A 14,345-nucleotide genomic window follows, 5' to 3' on the forward strand; every position below is an offset into this window, starting at 1 on the left:
CCCGGGCCGCCGGGCGTCAGGGTGCCGTCAGGCCGCCGGGAGCTCGCGGCCGAGGAAGGCCAGGAGCCGGCGGTGGGCCGGGGCGCCGGCCGGGGCGGGCACCGCGGGACCGAACATCCCCGGCCGCCGGAAGACGTCGAAGTCCATGCCCAGCATGATCTCCAGGAGCTCCTCGGACATCGGCTCGTCGGCGAGCTTCTCCTGGCCGGTGGCGACCGCCAGGTCGAGGCCGTGCACCAGCACCTCGGTGAGATGGATGACCGCCGCCTTCGGCCCCGGCACGGCGCCGAAGGACAGGTGCACGGTGCTCTGGAGCGCGCCGGGGCGGCTCCACGCCGCCCGGTCGAGGACCGCGGCCTCGGCGTAGGCGCCGCGCGGGTCCGCGCCGAGCCAGTCGGACTCGTGGTCGCCGCCCGCATCGGTCCCGGTGAGCTCGGCGGCGAAGATCCGCATGCCGCCGACCAGATGGTTGAGCTCCGTGCGCACGTCCCACTCCCCGGAGGGGGTGGGCTCCGTGAGCCGGTCGTCGGTGATGCCGTCGACGATCGCGGCGGTCATGTCGATGGCCCGGCCGATCTGGTCGATCACAGGCGGCATGTCGTTCTCCCGGGGCGATGGAGCGGCAGGCCGAAAAGCCGCTCATGGCTGCGTCAATGCGGACTGTAGGTCCTCGTCCGACACAAACGCAAGTGGCGGCTGCGTTAACCTGGACGTGCTGGAAGCGGCTGAGCCGCCGGATCCTCGGCGCGATCACCGAGTTCGGCTGGAACGGCACGATCGGCATGATGCTCACGTACTTTGGCAGGTCAGAGGGAAACTGATCAGTCGCTGAGAGCTCAGCGGATGGGGGCCGCCTGCTCGGCTGTCCTGCGGAACTTCGCGCCGTTCCACGTGTAGGTCTGGCTGACGATCAGATCGGGGCAGCAGTTGGGGGCCCGGCGGCTGACCACCTTGCCGCTCAGCCGCACCCGCCCGTCGCGGATCGTGACCTTGAGGGACTTGAAGGAGCGGTTCGCGCCGAGCTTCCCGAGGAGGTGAGGGGCCGCCGGGCGCTTGGAGGCCCCGTCGTAGACGAAGGCGAGCATGGGATTGCTCGATGTCGGGCTCGGGCACGACGACACGACGACGGTCTCGCGCTTCCCGTCGCGGGTGAGGTCGCCGACGGCCGCGACGCGCGCGCGTATGACGTACCAGGTGGCATTCGGCTCCGGCTCAAGGCAGTGCAGCTCCGGCTCCACCACGGCCGCCCAGTCCACCCGGTCGGCGGCCGGGCCGCTGCCCCGCTCGGTGACCGCGTCGGCGGGGCCCGCGCCCAGGACCGTCGACAGTGAGGCGGCGAGGGCGGCGGTGCCCACCCAGACCGGGAATCGGCGGGGCCTCGGGCCGCTCGTGTGCTCGGTGCGTAGGTTCATGAGCGATTGGACCCGCCGTACCTCGCATAAGTTGCGAGGCTGCTCAGGTGCCGGGCAGGCGCAACAGGTCGAGAAGGCGGCGCAGGTGGTCCGGCGTGTTGACCAGGCGGGCGCGGCCGTCGCGGCACAGGCCGGTCAGCAGGCGTGTCCCGCCGACGTCGGCGAAGCCGAGCCTTTCGACGTCGATGAGCAGCACGTCGTCGCCGCGGCGGGCGCGGCGCAGCGTTTCGATCACGGCGGAGGTGTTGACCGCGTCGAGCTCACCGATCAGGCGGACGACGGCCGGGTCGGGGTGGGGGCTGTAGACGACACGGAGCTGACCGTCGAGGTACAGCACGGCGTCGACGCTCTCGGCGGGCCCGGGGGAGGCCGTGCCGGTGGGGGTGGGATCGTAGCTGATCACGGCGCGCGCCTGACTGGGTGGGCGTCGTCACGCGCGGTGGCGGGCGGTGCGTCGCCGCGTCACACGGTGACCGCTGGGACTCTGGTGCCGATGAGGGATGGCGCGCATGTGACCCCCTTGACGCTGCATTGCTGTAAAGAGTGAAAATAGACGTTATAGGAGAATCTACTTACCCGAAAGAGGATTCGTCTATCATTGTGCGGTGCTTCTGTGTCCATCCCATGAACACCGGGCCCGGAGCGGGGCCCGAGAGATGCGAAGTGCCTCGTGAGCAGTTCCGAAGAGCGTTCGACGTGGACCTTCCTGACCCACCACGCCCGCGTCCTGCTGGAGATCGCCCGCGATCCGCGGGCACGGCTGCGTGACATCGCCGCCAGCATCGGCATCACCGAGCGCGCCGTCCAGGGCATCGTCTCCGACCTGCACCAGGCCGGCTATGTGACCCGCGACAGGATCGGCCGCCGCAACCAGTACGCGATCGACCCCCAGCGGCGCTTCCGGTATCCGACGGAGGCCGACCTGCCCATCGGCCTGCTGATCGACATGTTCACCCGGCACGATCTGCGGCGCGCCGGGGCCGCCCCTGAGCAGACGCCGCCGGTGCCCGAGGCGCGGCGGACGTCGGCCGACGGGCCGGATGCTCCCGCCGCCGACCAGGGCTCGCTGTCCATGGCCTGAGACCGCTATGCGGTGGGCGGTCAGATCCAGCCGGACTCGCGGGCGATGCGGATGGCGTCGATGCGGCTGCGGGCACCCAGCTTGGCGGTGGTGCGGTGCAGGTAGTTGCGGACCGTTCCCTCCGAGAGGAACAGCGACGCGGCGATCTCCGACACCGGCGCACCCTCGGCCGCCGCGCCGATGACGTCCAGCTCCCGGGGCGTCAGCGGCGCGTCCGGCGGGGCCATGGCGGCGATGGCGATCTCCGAGTCGATGACCCGCTCGCCGGCGGCGACCCGGCGGATGGCGTCGGCGAGCTGGTGGGGCGGCGCGTCCTTGGCCATGAAGCCGCGCACGTGGACGTCCAGCGCCCGCCGCAGCAGGCCGGGCGTGCCGACGCCGGTGAGGATGAGGACACCGCAGTGCGGCAGCTCCTCGTGCAGCTCCCCGGCCGCTTCCAGGCCGTCCTTGCCGGGCAGGGAGACGTCGATGACGGCCACGTCAGCCGCGGAGGCACGGGCGGCTCCGACGATCCGGTCTCCCCGGTCCACCTCGGCGACGACCTCGATGTCCTCCTCGTAGGCCAGCAAGGCCACGATCGCGCCCCGTACCAGATGCATGTCCTCAGCCAGCAACGTTCGGATCACTGTTGTCCTCGCGGTCGGCCAGCAAGACCTTTCCGGTTCTGAAGGCAGCCGTGACAGCTCCCGGGGGGAGGTGTCAGTGCGCCGTCACCGCGAGTTTCTGCCCAGTTACGGCGGAAGCATGCTACAGGGCCGTAAATTACGGAGAATCTGGAGAAGCCGCAGCGTTACGGGGGTGCCAGGTCCGCGTCCGTGAGCGATGCTGGCGCTCATGGAACCTCGCGTGCACCCCCTCCCGCCCGAGCAGTGGGACGACTTCCAGCGGGACAACCCCCAGAACGTCTTCACCACGCTCGGCCGCCACCCCAGGCTCTACCAGGCATGGCTGCGGTTCGGCAGCGCCCTGCTGTACGGCACGCTGCCCGCCCGCGACCGTGAGCTGGCCATCCTGCGCACCGCCCACCACCACGGCAGCGCCTACGAGTGGGCCCATCACACCCGCATCGGCCGCGAAGCCGGTCTGACGGCCGAGGAGATCGACGCCGTGCGGCGGGACGGCCCGGCCGAGCCCGCGGACTGGGCGCCCGCGGACCTGCTGGTGCTGCGGGCGGCCGACGAGCTCCACGCGGACGGCGACCTCAGTGACGCCACATGGGCCGCCCTGTGCGAGCGCTACGACGAGGCCCGGCGGATCGAGCTGGTGATGCTCGTCACGCACTACGGCATGCTGGCCGTCGTGCTCAGGACGCTGCGGGTTCCGCTCGAGGACGGCTGACCTCCCGGCCGGCCGTCAACTCCCCGGGACGATCATCGTCACGCCGGGCACCGACCCGATCGAGGCCAGCGCCTTGCCCACGTCGGCCAGGCCGATGGTGCGGGTGACGAGCTGGTCCGGGTGCAGGATCCCGGCCCTGATCATCTCCAGCATGGGCGGGTAGGCGTGCGCCGCCATGCCGTGGCTGCCCAGCAGCCGCAGCTCCTGCCCGACGACCCGGCTCATCGGCACCGGCGTCGTCTCGTCCGGCAGCAGGCCCACCTGCACGTGCCGGCCGCGGCGACGCAGACTCTCGACCGACGCGGCGCAGGTGCGCGGGCCGCCCAGCGCGTCGATCGACACGTGCGCGCCGCCCCGCGTCAGCTCCCGCACCTGGGCGCCCGCGTCGCCGGCCGACCCGTCGACGAAGTGGGTCGCGCCCGCCCGCTCGGCCAGGTGCAGGGCGTCGGGGCTGATGTCGACGGCCACCACCCGCGCCCCCGCCGCCGAGGCGATCATGACCGCGGACAGTCCCACGCCGCCGCAGCCGTGGACGGCCACCCACTCGCCCGGCCGGACCTCGCCCACCTGCGCGACGGCCCGGAACGCGGTGGCGAAGCGGCAGCCGAGCCCGGCGGCCGTCGGGTAGGCCATCTCCTCGGGCAGCGCGATGAGGTTGACGTCGGCGTGGTCGATGGCGACGTACTCGGCGAACGACCCCCAGTGGGTGAAGCCCGGCTGCGTCTGCCGCTCGCACACCTGCTGCTCGCCGGCTGCGCAGGCGGCGCAGGTGCCGCAGGCGCACACGAACGGGACGGTGACCCGCGCCCCCGGCAGCCACCCGCGCACGTCGGAGCCGACCGCCTCGACCACGCCCGCCAGCTCGTGGCCGGGCACGTGCGGCAGGGCGCGGATGTCGGGGTCGTGCCCCTGCCAGCCGTGCCAGTCGCTGCGGCACAGGCCGGTGGCCCGTACCCGGATCACCGCCCCGTGCGGCGCGGGGGTGGGGTCGGGCAGGTCACGGAGGTCGAGGTCTCCGCCGAACAGGTCAAACGCAACGGCTCGCATCTCATGAGCTTAGGACCAGGTGCCGGAGCTCGCGCATGGCTCGGTGCGAGGAGGAGCCGGGCTCGGTGGTGTAGATGACCAGGCGCAGGTCGTCGCGGTCCGGCACGGGCAGCACCTGGCAGGTCATGTGGATGTCGCCCACGACCGGATGGTGGATGACCTTGTGCTGGTCCCTGCGGACCTCCACCTCGTGGCGGTCCCACAGCTCGGCGAACTCCGGGCTGAGCGCGAGCATCTCGGCGACCAGCGCCTGGATGTCCGGGTCCGCGGGGTAGCGGCCCGCAGCGGCGCGCAGGTCGGCGACCGCGGCGCGGGCGAAGCGGCTCTTCTCCTCGTCGCCGAGGCGCATGGCGATGTCGGGGGAGCTGAACACCCACCGGATGGCGTTGCGCTCCTCCGGCGCCTGCTCGTCGAGGTTCTGCAGGACCACGCCGGCCAGCGGGTTCCAGGCGAGGACGTCGTACTTGGCGTCCAGCACGTACGCCGGCACCTCCTCCAGGGACGCGACGAGGTGCAGGATGCCCTCCGGCACGTCGCCCCTGAGCCGGCCCTTGCCACCCGGCTGCTCCAGCGCCTGCCCCGCCAGGTGGAACAGGTGCGCCCGCTCGTCCTGGCTCAGCATCAGCGCCCGGGACAGCGCGTTCAGCACCTGGCGCGACGGGTTCGGGCCGCGGCCCTGCTCCAGCCGGATGTAGTAGTCGATCGACATGCCGGCGAGCTGCGCGACCTCCTGCCGCCGCAGGCCCGGTGTGCGCCGCCGCTCGCCGGCGGGCAGGCCGGCCTCCAGCGGGGCGAGGCGGGCGCGGCGGGAGCGGAGGAAGTCGGCGAGCAGGTCGCGGTTCATGCCCCCATCATCCTCGATGGACGGTTCGCGTGGGTGGTACCGCCGATCCCAGCCTCGGGAGGTCTCTCCCGCCTCGTCCCGCGCCCCGCGACCGTTGAGGCATGACGACGACAGCCCTCATCACGGGTGCCAACAAGGGAATCGGCTTCGAGATCGCGCGCCAGCTCGCCGAGCACGGCGTCACCGCCGTCATCGGAGCGCGCGACGAGGAGCGCGGGCGGGCCGCCGCCGAGCGGCTCGGCCAGCCGTACGTGCGGCTCGACGTGACGGACGAGGAGAGTGTCCAGACCGCCGCCAAGTGGATCGAGCGTGAGTACGGCCGGCTGGACATCCTCGTGAACAACGCCGGGGTCGCCGGCTGGCCGGCCGAGCCGAAGCCCAGCAGGACGCCGGCGGCGGCGCTGCGCGAGGTGTACGAGACCAACGTCTTCGGCGTGGTGACGGTGACCAACGCGATGCTGCCGCTGCTGCGCCTGTCGGAGGCGGGCCGGATCGTGAACCTGTCGAGCGAGCTGGGCTCGCTCAGCCTGGCGCTCGACCCCGGCACCCCGTTCTGGGAGAACAACTTCCTGGCCTACAACTCCTCCAAGACCGCGCTCAACATGGTGACCGTCGCGTACGCCAAGGAGCTGCGGGACACCCCGATCAAGGTCAACGCCGTCACGCCCGGCTACTGCGCGACCGACCTCAACGACCACACCGGCTACCGCACGCCCGAGCAGGGCGCGGTGATCGCGGTGCGCCTCGCCCTGACCGGCGCCGACGGCCCGACCGGTGCGTATCTCGACGAGAACGGCCCTCTGACCTGGTAGGTGTGGGCGTGCCCTGCCCGGACAGTAAGGGGGGCATGGGACAGGATCTGGACAAGGAGCGCTTCACCGAGGAGGAGTACGTCCGCTTCGGTGAGCGGCTCCAGAAGCAGCTGGGCACGTTGCGCGGGCTGCTGGACACGCCGGGATTCGGCCAGGGGCCCACGACCATCGGCGCGGAGCTGGAGCTGGTCCTGGTCGACGAGGCGGGCCGGCCGCTGCCGCGCAACGAGGAGACGCTGCGCACGCTCGGGGACCCGCGCGTGGTGATGGAGCTCGGCCGCTACAACCTGGAGGTCAACCTCTCGCCGGTGCCGCTGGAGGGCCGGCCGTTCGAGCGGCTCGGCGGGGAGGTCCAGGAGGCGCTGGGCAAGGTGGACGCGGCGGTGGGCGCCACGGCGCCCGGTGGGGGGGCGGTGCCCATCGGCATCCTGCCCACGCTCGGCACGGAGGACTTCACCCGGGAGGCGATGAGCGACCAGAAGCGGTACCGCGCCATGAGCAGCGGCTTTCGCCGGCTGCGGCTCGAACCGTTCATCGTGAAGATCGACGATCTGGAGCTGGCGGTCGCCGACGTGCTCCTGGAGGCGGCCAACACCTCCTGGCAGGTGCACGTCCGCACCCCGCCCGAGCGGTTCGCCCGGGTGTTCAACGCCGCCCAGCTCGCGATCGGGCCGGTGCTGGCCGCGTGCGGCAACTCGCCGTCGTTCCTGGGCAGGCAGCTGTGGGAGGAGACCCGCATCCCGCTCATGGAGGAGGCGGTCGACGACCGCGACATCGAGCGCCGCGAGCGCAGGGACGGCCGCGTCACGTTCGGGTCGGACTGGGTGCGCGAGGGCGCGTACGAGCTGTTCGAGAGGTACGTCCGCGACTACGCGCCGATCATGCCCGAGCTGCGCGACTCCGACGACCCGCTGGACGTGCCCGAGCTACGGCTGCACCAGGGCACGGTCTGGCAGTGGAACCGCCCCGTCTACGACCCGGCCGGCGGCGGCCACCTGCGGGTCGAGATGCGCGCCCTGCCCGCCGGCCCCTCGTGCGCGGACATGACGGCCAACACGGCGTTCCTGATCGGGCTCACGCTGGCGCAGGCCGAGCACGACCTGACCGGCTACCGCTTCGCCGAGACGTACCAGAACTTCTACCGCGCGGCCATGCGCGGCCTGGACGCGAAGCTGTCGTGGCCGGGCAGGGACGGCGAGCTGGACGCGGCCGACCTGGTGCTGAGCCTGCTGCCCGAGGCCCGCGCGGCGCTGCTGGCCGCCGGGGTGGTGCCGGACGACGTGGACGGGGCGCTCGGCGTCATCGAGCAGCGGACCCGGCTGCGCCGTACCGGCTCGGCCTGGCAGCGGGAGGCGCTGGCCCGGCTCGGCGGCGACCGGGAACGGCTCGTCCAGGAGTACCGCCGCAACGCGCTGTCGGGGCTTCCCGTGCATCTGTGGCGATAGGCGCAACAATCAGCACTCTCCACCCGTCAGACTGATCACAAGGACGGAATGGGGAGAGGGCGACATGGCGGGCACGGGGATGATTCCGGCGGACGCGGCGCCGTACACGTTACGACGGGTGACCGGCACGCTGGCGGAGGCGGCCGGGAAGCTGGCGGGGGAGATCGGCGCGGTCACGGTGGCGACGGTGCTCGCCTGGGCCAACCGCACGGCGAGCCGCAGGGGAGCGACGGCGGCCATGGGCACGATGCAGCCCAGGCCGGCCGACTGGTACGCCTTCGACGTCAAGGACCAGGACACGCCCGACTGGTACCCGCAGGGCCTGACCTGCGGCGAGGACTCCGGCTCGGCCGGCGCGTCCGTGCTGGTCGCGAGCTGGTACTTCAAGCCGGAGCCGCCGGTCCCCGAGCGCGGGATCCGGCTCACCTTCCTCAGCCCGCAGACGCTCAAGTACCAGCACGCGCTGCTGGTCGAGCCCCGGACCGACGGCTCGTACGTCCCGATCGACATCCACGCGGGCGGGGTGGCCTGGCACGGCGGCCTGATGTACGTGGCCGACACCGTCCGGGGCCTGCGCGTCTTCGACACGCGCAACGTGCTGGACCTGCGCACCGCGCAGAGCGACCTCGGCGACCCCACCCAGGTGGGCCGGCACGACGGGAAGTTCCACGCGTTCGGCTACCGCTACGTGATCCCGCAGACCGACTTCTGGCGCGTCGCCCAGTCCGGGCCGCTCTTCTCGTTCGTGTCGGTGGACCGCAGCACCACCCCGCACACGCTGATCAGCGGCGAGTACGACGAGGACGGGCCCGGCGGGCGGGTGGTCCGCTGGAACCTCGACCCGGACCTGGCCGACGGCACGCCGCGCGACGCCTTCGTCATGGGCCACGCCAAGATCCAGGGGGCGGTGTCCTGCGGCGGGGCCTGGTACCTGAGCCAGGCGGCCGACGGGCGCACCAACGGCAAGCTGCTCGTTTACCGCGACGGCAAACTCACGGTCCGGCCCTTCCCGATCGGCCCGGAGGACCTCACCGTGCGGGGCGGGCGACTGTGGAGCATCACCGAGTTCAGGAACAAGCGGGTGATCTTCGGCGTCCCCCTCTGACCGGTGCCCGGCGTCAGCCGGTGAGGTGCCGGTGCAGCACCTCCCGGTAGCGGCGGTCGAAGGCGTCGTAGCGGGCGCGCAGCTCGCCGCCCGGCCAGCCGGCGGGCAGCAGCTCCCCGGGCAGGAGCGGGTCGGCCAGCAGGTGACGCAGCACGGCCGCCGACACCAGGAACCCCTCCGCCAGCCCTTCGGCCCGCTCCAGCCGCCGCTCCAGCTCGCGCGCCTCGGCGGCCCAGCCGTCGAGGTCCCACAGCAACGGCGTGGGGTCGGTGTGCGGCCGGCCGTCGATGAGCGTGCACTGCTCGGTGACGGTCGCGGGCCAGGCGCGCAGCAGGTTGGCCGGGCGCATCCAGGTGCCCTCGCGCAGCTCGGCCATCCGCAGCGCCGTCATCGCGTGGCGCAGCGCGGCCCGGTCGGCCGGCGCGCGCCGCTCGGCGGTGACGACGGCGATCTCCCACGTCCCGTCCCACGGCCGGGGATGGGGGTCGCGGCTCTCGTCCTGGCGGGCCTGCCGCTCGACCAGCCGCTCCGACAGCCGGTAGCGGCCCTCCTCCTGGAGGAGGTCGCCTGCGGCGACCATGCGCGACAACGCCACCCGTACGGCGCCCTCGGCGATGCCGAACAGCGCGCCGACCTTCACCAGGTGCCGGGCGGGCAGGCTCGGCGGGTGGCTGCCGAGCAGCGCGCTCAGCACGGCGGACCGCGCGCTCAGACCATTACGCTCTTCCATCGCGTGTCGAGTATATGTAACACTCGCGGGCATGGGGCGCTATCTCATCGAACCGTTCGACAGCAGCGACCGCTACGCGACCGAGCGCTACCAGGGCGCCGCCGGGCGCAACTGGTGGACCTGCGACCCGACGCTGCGGCTGCTCATGCGGCGGCACCTCGGCGACGGCCTGGCCTGGGCCGAGCCGCACCTGGACCGGCTGGGCGCACTCATGGGCGGCCCCGTCGCGGCATGGGCGGAGGAGACCGACCGCAACCCACCCCGGCTGGAGAAGTACGACAAGTGGGGCAGGGACGTCAGCCAGGTCGTCATGCCGCCGTCCTTCCACGCCGCCCGCGACGCCCTCATGGCGGACAACTTCACCTCCCCGGCCTTCGCGGCCGAGGCCCGCGCCCACGGCGCCGACCCGGCGGCGCTCGCCGCCGTCTGGACGTACCTGCTCGACCAGGCCGACATCGGCATGGGCTGCGCCCTCGGCACCGGCGGCGACATGGTCGTCTCCCTGGCCGAGCGGCACGCGCCCCCCGACGTGCGCGACCGCGTCCGGGCGGTCTTCGCCGACGGCTTCTACTCCGGCGAGGCCGCGCAGATGCTCACGGAGCGGACCGGCGGCTCGGACCTGGCCGCGCTGGAGGCCACGGCGGTCCCCGACGGCGACGCGTGGCGGCTGACCGGCCTGAAGTGGTTCGCCTCCAACGCCAACGGCTCGGCGTTCGTCGTGCTCGCACGCGCCGCGCAGCCCGAGGGGTCCGAAGGGGGCGTCATCGCGCCGTTCCTCGTGCTCTGGGAGCGGCGGGACGGCTCCCGCAACGGGGTACGGATCAGACGGCTCAAGGACAAGCTGGGCACCCGGTCGGTCGCGTCGGCGGAAGTCGAGTTCACGGACGCCGAGGCGTTCCTGCTCGCCCCCCGGAGCGGGACGGGCCAGGAGTCCGGCTCCGGCCTCGGCACGATGATGAAGCTCACCAACGCCTCCCGGCTCGGCGTGGCGATGATGGGCGTCGGCGTGGCCCGCCGCGCGCTCGTCGAGTCGCTCTGCTACGCCCGCGCCCGCGAGGCGTTCGGCCGCCCGCTCATCGACCAGCCGCTCATGCGCCGCAAGCTGGCCGAGCTGATCGTCGAGGTCGAGGCCGCGCAGGCGCTCGTCTTCGACGGCCACCTCGGCCCCCGGCTGCGCCTCGCGCCCGCCCTGGTCAAGCTGCGCGCCACCCGCCTCGGCCTGACGGCGGCCAGCGACGCCGTCGAGATCCACGGCGGCAACGGCTACATCGAGCAGTGGCCGGTCGCCCGCCTGCTGCGCGACGCCCAGGTCAACCCGATCTGGGAGGGCGGCGACAACATCCTCTGCCTGGACGTCCGGCGCGCCATCGTCCGCGAGAACGCCCACGAGCCGTTCCTGGAGCGGCTGGAGACCGCCGTCTCGTCGGTCGAAGGCCCCACCGCCGATCTCGTCCGCACCCGGATCGGCGACCTCGCCAAGGCGATCACCTTGTGGTCGTCGCTCGCCCCCGAGGTGGCCGAGGCCAGGCTCTTCCCGCTGGCCCAGCTCATGGCCGACGTCTATGCGGCGGCCCTGCTGCTGGAGCAGGCGGGCTGGGAGGAGCGCCACGGGCACGGCGGCCGGAAGGCCCTGGTGGCGCGACTCTACGCCGACGCTCACCTCGAGGACCACGGTCCGCTGCGCGGGATCGACCGTCCGGCGGAGGGTCTGGAGCGCTTCGACGAGCTGGTCTCGGGCGCGCTGGCGCTCTGACCGGGGATCACGGGTTTCGGGGCTTGTCACGGGCGCGGGTGGACGAGGGGCGACGGGCCCATGGGCCCGACCCGTAAGGCACGCGACGGCGACAGCCCCGGCCGCTACCGAGCCCGGCGGGCGAGGGCGAGGTCGGTGGTCAACGTCATGTCCACGCCGTCGCCCAGCAGGCCGGCGACCTCCCGCACCAGGGCGTCGCGGGTGTCGGGGGCCAGGATGGCGTAGGAGGAGATGGAGCGGATCAGGTCCAGGTAGCGGTCGGCTTCGTACCAGCGGGTGCGGGTGTAGTGGCGCTCGTCCAGGTCGGTGAAGCGCGGGTCGTCCGCGAGCTGGTGCTCGCTCGCCCCGGCTGGGATCGTGGTGTTCTGGTGCAGGGTCGTATTGGTGACCCCGTAGCGGTCGTCCACTTCGGCGAGGCCGGCCCGCAGGTCGGAATCGGTGACGGCGTAGCGGTTCCAGAAGACCGCCACCGCTCCCGACGGCGCCAGGGCCGCGTGGGCCAGGTCCCAGCGTCTCTCCCTGTCGACCCAGTGCCAGGCCTGGGCGGAGTAGAGCAGCGCGAAGGCCCTGTCGGGGACGTAGTCCTCGAAGACCCCGATCTCGACTCGGGCTTCCGGGCACTTCACCGTCAGCGCGGCCGCCATCCGGGGGTCGGGCTCGACGCAGGTCAGATCCACTCCGCGGGCGGCGAAACCCGCGGTGGCCTTGCCCGTTCCGGCGCCCACCTCCAGGGCCGGGCCGGGAGGCGCGTAATCCAGCACGTCGGTGATGAGCCGGGCGGGGTAGTCCGCCCTGGCCGCCTCGTACTGCTCCACCGTCTCTCCGAACACCACACTTCGCGTGCGGTCCACCGTCATCGCTTCCTCCTCACGCTCGGGCGAGAGCCGATCGAAGATGCGGGGCGCGGGCCTCCGGCCGCTGCCAAGGGGTGAGCCCTTCTGCCGAACCTTCGAGCGGTAGACCGATCAACTGTAAGGGGCTCTGTTCGGCCCTGGCCTTGCGCACGAACGGCGACATCGCTGTTCGATGCGCGCTTCCGGGGATTGTCGGGGGTGTTGCGTAGGGTTGGCCCATGCCCGACATCGAGGTCGCGGGGCGGCGGGTCACCGTCACGAGCCCCGACAAGGTGATCTTCCCGAGGAGCGGCCACACGAAGCTCGACCTGGTGCGCTACTACCAGGCCGTGGCCGAGGGGGCGCTGCGCGGGGTGGCCGGTCGTCCCATGATCCTCAAGCGGTTCGTGCACGGCATCGAGGAGGAGGCGTTCTTCCAGAAGCGGGCTCCCGCCAAGCGGCCGCCCTGGATCGAGGTGGCCGAGCTGCGCTACCGGTCCGGGCTGAGCGCCGAGGAGGTCGTGGTCGGCGACCTGGCCCAGCTCCTCTGGGTGGTCAATCTCGGCTGCATCGACCTCAATCCGCACCCCGTCCGCGCCGACGACCTCGCCCACCCCGACGAGCTGCGCATCGACCTCGACCCCGTGCCCGGGGTCCCGTGGGACGACGTGCTGGCCACCGCCCAGGTCGCCCGGGAGGTGCTGGCCGACCACGGCCTGACCGCCTGGCCCAAGACGTCCGGCTCGCGCGGCTTCCACGTCTACACCCGCATCGAGCCGCGGTGGACGTTCGCCGAGGTGCGCAGGGCGGCCGAGGCCGTGGCCCGCGAGGTCGAGCGGCGGGCTCCCGACGTGGCCACGAGCCGCTGGTGGAAGGAGGAGCGGCACGGCGTCTTCGTCGACTTCAACCAGAACGCCTACGACCGCACCGTCGCCTCCGCCTACTCCGTTCGCGCCGTGCAGGACGCCCGCGTGTCCACGCCGCTGACCTGGGACGAGGTGCCGGGGTGCCGTCCTGAGCTGTTCACCGTCGAGACCGTGCCGCGGCGGCTGGCCGAGCGGGGCGATCCGTGGGCCGGCATGGACCTCCACCCGGGCTCGCTCGACGGGCTGCTGGAGCTGGCCGAGTCGCTCGGTCCCGCTCCCAAGCCCCCCAAGGGCACGGGCCGCAGGCGCCAGGTCGTCCCGGTCATCGAGATCGCCAAGGCTCAGCACAAGGACGAGGCCCTGGCGGGGTTCGAGCGGTGGAAGTCCCGCCACCCGGAGGCGGCGGCCCGGTTGGAGCCCGCCGACATCCTGGTCGACGGCATGCGGGGGCGCAGCAGCGTGTGGTACCGCGTCCGGGTCAACCTCCAGCACGTCCCGGAGCCGGAGCGGCCACCCCAGGAGCCGTTGGAGGTCGACTACGACCCGTGGCACTGAGGCACGCGGCCGCGGGGCGGCCTTGCCCCTTCACCGGCGTCTGCGATTTGACCGGAATCATGGAATTCTCTGGCGGGCACCTGACATGATCTTACCGATTTCGGCCCCCCGAGAATGAGGTGTCCATGAAGCGAGCGATGGTGCGCAGAGCCGGTGCGGTGGCGCTGGTCCTGGCCGGCCTGATGGGGGTCGGCTCCACCGCGCAGGCCCAGGCGGGCCGGGCGGCGAGCTCCTGCGAGTTGTCCTTCTGCCTGTACGAGCACGACAACTTCAAGGGCGCGGAAGAGGAGTTCATGTTCGAGGGCTGGGGCGTGTGCTACAACGTGCTCCGAGTGAACAACAAGGCGAGCTCCATGCGCAACCAGAGCACCGCCAGGGTGCAGTTCTACAACTCCGCCAACTGCTCCGGCGCGTACGGCTACGCGGCGAAGCCGGACTCCCTGGACGGTGACCTGACGAACAACGGGTTCGACAACAAGACCAGCTCCATCCGGTACGTCAGGCCGTAAGGCACCTGAACCGCT

The 14,345-nt window shown here is 72.4% G+C and carries 17 protein-coding genes; 9 read left to right on the top strand and 8 right to left on the bottom strand.

Annotated features, from left to right (window positions below; translation table 11 throughout):
• Nucleotides 1–27: 27 nt before the first annotated feature.
• Complete coding sequence (locus AB0H64_RS23600) at nucleotides 28–597, bottom strand: TIGR03086 family metal-binding protein (protein ID WP_357628092.1); 570 nt, start codon at nucleotides 595–597, stop codon at nucleotides 28–30.
• Nucleotides 598–689: 92 nt separating this feature from the next.
• Here AB0H64_RS23600 and AB0H64_RS23605 point away from each other — a divergent pair, with 92 nt between their 5' ends.
• Nucleotides 690–821 (top strand): hypothetical protein, encoded by a 132-nt coding sequence (locus tag AB0H64_RS23605; RefSeq protein WP_357628094.1) that lies wholly within the window; start codon nucleotides 690–692, stop codon nucleotides 819–821.
• 15 nt (nucleotides 822–836) lie between these two features.
• On the opposite strand, the gene AB0H64_RS23610 is transcribed toward AB0H64_RS23605, so the two are convergent.
• Nucleotides 837–1,412, bottom strand: coding sequence for a hypothetical protein (locus tag AB0H64_RS23610; RefSeq protein ID WP_357628097.1), 576 nt, complete (start codon nucleotides 1,410–1,412; stop codon nucleotides 837–839).
• A gap of 43 nt (nucleotides 1,413–1,455) precedes the next feature.
• Entirely contained in the window at nucleotides 1,456–1,815 is a 360-nt protein-coding gene (locus AB0H64_RS23615) for an STAS domain-containing protein (RefSeq protein WP_357628100.1), read from the bottom strand.
• A gap of 267 nt (nucleotides 1,816–2,082) precedes the next feature.
• On the opposite strand from AB0H64_RS23615, the gene AB0H64_RS23620 reads away from it, so the two are divergent.
• Complete coding sequence (locus tag AB0H64_RS23620) at nucleotides 2,083–2,493, top strand: helix-turn-helix domain-containing protein (RefSeq protein ID WP_357628103.1); 411 nt, start codon at nucleotides 2,083–2,085, stop codon at nucleotides 2,491–2,493.
• A gap of 20 nt (nucleotides 2,494–2,513) precedes the next feature.
• Here AB0H64_RS23620 and AB0H64_RS23625 read toward each other — a convergent pair whose 3' ends face one another.
• On the bottom strand, nucleotides 2,514–3,119 hold the full coding sequence (locus tag AB0H64_RS23625) for a response regulator transcription factor (RefSeq protein WP_357628106.1): 606 nt from the start codon (nucleotides 3,117–3,119) through the stop codon (nucleotides 2,514–2,516).
• A 208-nt stretch (nucleotides 3,120–3,327) separates the two neighbouring features.
• On the opposite strand from AB0H64_RS23625, the gene AB0H64_RS23630 reads away from it, so the two are divergent.
• Nucleotides 3,328–3,831: a carboxymuconolactone decarboxylase family protein gene (locus AB0H64_RS23630; protein ID WP_357628109.1), complete on the top strand. Its 504-nt coding sequence runs from the start codon at nucleotides 3,328–3,330 to the stop codon at nucleotides 3,829–3,831.
• 15 nt (nucleotides 3,832–3,846) lie between these two features.
• Here the strand turns inward: AB0H64_RS23630 and AB0H64_RS23635 are convergent, their stop codons facing one another.
• Together AB0H64_RS23635 and AB0H64_RS23640 are read right to left on the bottom strand one after the other, a co-directional pair.
• Complete coding sequence (locus AB0H64_RS23635; RefSeq protein WP_357628112.1) at nucleotides 3,847–4,878, bottom strand: zinc-dependent alcohol dehydrogenase family protein; 1,032 nt, start codon at nucleotides 4,876–4,878, stop codon at nucleotides 3,847–3,849.
• Between the two features lies 1 nt (nucleotide 4,879).
• Nucleotides 4,880–5,722, bottom strand: coding sequence for a helix-turn-helix transcriptional regulator (locus AB0H64_RS23640; RefSeq protein ID WP_357628115.1), 843 nt, complete (start codon nucleotides 5,720–5,722; stop codon nucleotides 4,880–4,882).
• A gap of 101 nt (nucleotides 5,723–5,823) precedes the next feature.
• On the opposite strand from AB0H64_RS23640, the gene AB0H64_RS23645 reads away from it, so the two are divergent.
• The 3 genes from AB0H64_RS23645 (at nucleotide 5,824) to AB0H64_RS23655 (ending at nucleotide 9,084) form a co-directional block, all read left to right on the top strand.
• Nucleotides 5,824–6,534, top strand: coding sequence for an SDR family oxidoreductase (locus AB0H64_RS23645; RefSeq protein WP_357628118.1), 711 nt, complete (start codon nucleotides 5,824–5,826; stop codon nucleotides 6,532–6,534).
• Nucleotides 6,535–6,569: 35 nt separating this feature from the next.
• Nucleotides 6,570–7,979 carry a glutamate--cysteine ligase gene (locus AB0H64_RS23650; protein WP_357628121.1) on the top strand — a complete coding sequence of 470 codons (1,410 nt, stop codon included), beginning with the start codon at nucleotides 6,570–6,572 and terminating at the stop codon, nucleotides 7,977–7,979.
• A 64-nt stretch (nucleotides 7,980–8,043) separates the two neighbouring features.
• Nucleotides 8,044–9,084 carry a hypothetical protein gene (locus AB0H64_RS23655; protein WP_357628124.1) on the top strand — a complete coding sequence of 347 codons (1,041 nt, stop codon included), beginning with the start codon at nucleotides 8,044–8,046 and terminating at the stop codon, nucleotides 9,082–9,084.
• 13 nt (nucleotides 9,085–9,097) lie between these two features.
• Here the strand turns inward: AB0H64_RS23655 and AB0H64_RS23660 are convergent, their stop codons facing one another.
• Complete coding sequence (locus AB0H64_RS23660) at nucleotides 9,098–9,814, bottom strand: PaaX family transcriptional regulator C-terminal domain-containing protein (RefSeq protein ID WP_357628127.1); 717 nt, start codon at nucleotides 9,812–9,814, stop codon at nucleotides 9,098–9,100.
• A gap of 31 nt (nucleotides 9,815–9,845) precedes the next feature.
• On the opposite strand from AB0H64_RS23660, the gene AB0H64_RS23665 reads away from it, so the two are divergent.
• Nucleotides 9,846–11,567 carry an acyl-CoA dehydrogenase family protein gene (locus tag AB0H64_RS23665; protein WP_357628130.1) on the top strand — a complete coding sequence of 574 codons (1,722 nt, stop codon included), beginning with the start codon at nucleotides 9,846–9,848 and terminating at the stop codon, nucleotides 11,565–11,567.
• Between the two features lie 104 nt (nucleotides 11,568–11,671).
• On the opposite strand, the gene AB0H64_RS23670 is transcribed toward AB0H64_RS23665, so the two are convergent.
• Entirely contained in the window at nucleotides 11,672–12,424 is a 753-nt protein-coding gene (locus AB0H64_RS23670) for a methyltransferase domain-containing protein (protein WP_357628133.1), read from the bottom strand.
• Between the two features lie 215 nt (nucleotides 12,425–12,639).
• Between AB0H64_RS23670 and ligD the strand changes: the two genes are divergently transcribed.
• On the top strand, nucleotides 12,640–13,821 hold the full coding sequence (gene ligD / locus AB0H64_RS23675) for a non-homologous end-joining DNA ligase (protein ID WP_357628135.1): 1,182 nt from the start codon (nucleotides 12,640–12,642) through the stop codon (nucleotides 13,819–13,821).
• 125 nt (nucleotides 13,822–13,946) lie between these two features.
• A complete protein-coding gene (locus tag AB0H64_RS23680; RefSeq protein WP_357628137.1) occupies nucleotides 13,947–14,330 on the top strand; it encodes a peptidase inhibitor family I36 protein in 384 nt (127 codons plus the stop codon).
• Nucleotides 14,331–14,345: the final 15 nt, after the last annotated feature.

Origin of the sequence: Nonomuraea sp. NPDC050733 (genome assembly GCF_040654215.1) — a bacterium.
Lineage (GTDB): Bacteria > Actinomycetota > Actinomycetes > Streptosporangiales > Streptosporangiaceae > Nonomuraea.